General features: G+C 63.4%; 3 protein-coding genes. 1 reads left to right on the top strand and 2 read right to left on the bottom strand.

Annotated features, from left to right (window positions below):
• Positions 1-77 precede the first annotated feature (77 nt).
• Positions 78-524 carry a hypothetical protein gene (locus ACFY2A_RS30500; RefSeq protein ID WP_387176796.1) on the bottom strand — a complete coding sequence of 149 codons (447 nt, stop codon included), beginning with the start codon at positions 522-524 and terminating at the stop codon, positions 78-80.
• Positions 525-731: 207 nt separating this feature from the next.
• Between ACFY2A_RS30500 and ACFY2A_RS30495 the strand changes: the two genes are divergently transcribed.
• A complete protein-coding gene (locus tag ACFY2A_RS30495) occupies positions 732-1,133 on the top strand; it encodes a hypothetical protein (protein ID WP_387176794.1) in 402 nt (133 codons plus the stop codon).
• Positions 1,134-1,511: 378 nt separating this feature from the next.
• Here ACFY2A_RS30495 and ACFY2A_RS30490 read toward each other — a convergent pair whose 3' ends face one another.
• Positions 1,512-1,703, bottom strand: coding sequence for a hypothetical protein (locus ACFY2A_RS30490; protein ID WP_387176792.1), 192 nt, complete (start codon positions 1,701-1,703; stop codon positions 1,512-1,514).
• Positions 1,704-1,849 lie beyond the last annotated feature (146 nt).

Genomic DNA, 1,849 nt, shown 5'->3' with positions numbered 1-1,849 from the left:
AACGGGAAAATCCACTCCTGGCGGGCTACCGAGATCACCTGCACCCCGACATGATCCATCATGGACGACCGACGGAGTTACGAGACGTCCCTTAGATCGATGTTCCAAACGATGGTTGCGTTAGCGGCAAGTAAGGTCACCCAAAGCTGCTGTAAAACTGGCGGGGCGTACAACTTGACTCGACCGGTGAGCTGGTTGGGATGTAGCGTCAGCTTCGCGAGGTCGGCCGCACGGCCCGTTCCGTTCTCCATGTTGTCGTACCAGGCCTGGCGATCCTCTACATACTCAGCCATGTCGACAAGGAGTTGACGCCGAGTCTCCCGCAGACGGTCGGCCTTATCGCGGGAGTGCCGCATGCGATCGATGGCCAGTTCGCGTTCGCGCGTCGCTCGCTGAGACCAAGCAACGCCAGCGAAGGTGAACAGGCCACCAACCAGTGAGCCAGAAAGAGCCGTCAGCAGCGTTGCCCATGCGGGCGTGGAAGCCATGCCGGGATCCTTGCAGCCGGCCAGCGGGCTGTCCACGCCACTTGCTCCGACAGCATCCGGCGCACAGGTCGGCTCGTCCGTCGCCCACCAGGTCAGCCGTCGTCACATGGCGTCTGGCCTGCTGTTGCCTCGAGCGCTGCTGGTCGTCGTCGGTTGTTGGTCAGCACTTGACGGCCCAGGACGCCCACAGACGGCCCGAACCTGCTTTTAACGTGCCTGTCTCCGTCGATACGCTCGCAGGCCATGACGTCACCACCGTACGACGTCCGAGAAGGGCTACGCCTTGCGGAGGCCGCGTTTCAGGCGGCCTGTGCCCGGTTCGTCGAGAGTAGGTTCGACATCGACGGGGCCTTTGCGTCGTCCGGCGAGGCCCTGCTATGGGCTGCCAGCCTTGACGAGGGCTACAGCGAACTCCTCGGCGAAACGTACGAGACTGCGCGCGATAGTTCTGCCGAGGGGCGCATCCTGCCTGGGGTGCGTTGGGCAAGGAACCGCGTAGCCCACCAACAAGCCTTGACTCTCACCAAGGTCTACGGCTCGGAACTCGGGCACATGGTCCTCGGGGAAAGCCAGCTTGGCGTTGCGACGCACATGATCTGGCGGAGCGCCGATGAGCTGCCTCCGGGCCGTAACGATCGAGGATGAGCGGTATATGAGCGCGACCTCCAGGGCCAGCCGATCACCGATGCCGTGACACGACTCCAAGCCTGGTTCTCCGGTCCTGCTCGTAACCTCCTGCGGCAGGGGTGAGCTTCAGACGTTGCAGCGGAACATAGGCCGCCCTTCCCGTAACCTGCGGCGACCTGGTCGGCGCGCTGGCCACGCCTGCTCCCGGGCTCACGTCGTTCGTCGCTGGTTGCCGACGTTTCACGCTGTCTTGTGCCCCATTGGTGCCCCGGAGACCCTTGACCCCCAGGCAACCAGCACAACCGCCCGACCTGCTCCCCCACGACAGACGATCTGCGAGAACCACCCTCCGGCGTCCAGGGCTGTCCGCCGACGTCGGTCCCGGTCGTCACCCAGTTAGTTACCCAGCCCCACCGGGTCCTCGTAGTCCCCATGCAGACCGAAGACCTCGTCGAACTGGGGATCGTAGATGACCAGACCGTGCCGCTCCGCCAGATCCAAGACGACGTCGACCGCCGCGTTGCCCCGTGGTGAGTAGCTAATGTTCATGCTCACGTGGTCGATGCCGACATCGAGGGGTGCTGACATCCAGGGCGACTCCGGGTCATTAAGGAATGTTCCACAAAGTCGTAAGCGCTCGCTAAAGGACGTCTCGTAACTCGGTGGAGGCGTTGCCGGGTAACGATGTTGGTGTCATCCGGTGAGGATGATGTTGTGGAGGTGGGCGATGCCGG

This window comes from Micromonospora sp. NPDC000442 (assembly GCF_042898635.1).
GTDB lineage: Bacteria > Actinomycetota > Actinomycetes > Mycobacteriales > Micromonosporaceae > Micromonospora.
This window is presented reverse-complemented; position numbering and strand designations above follow the sequence as displayed.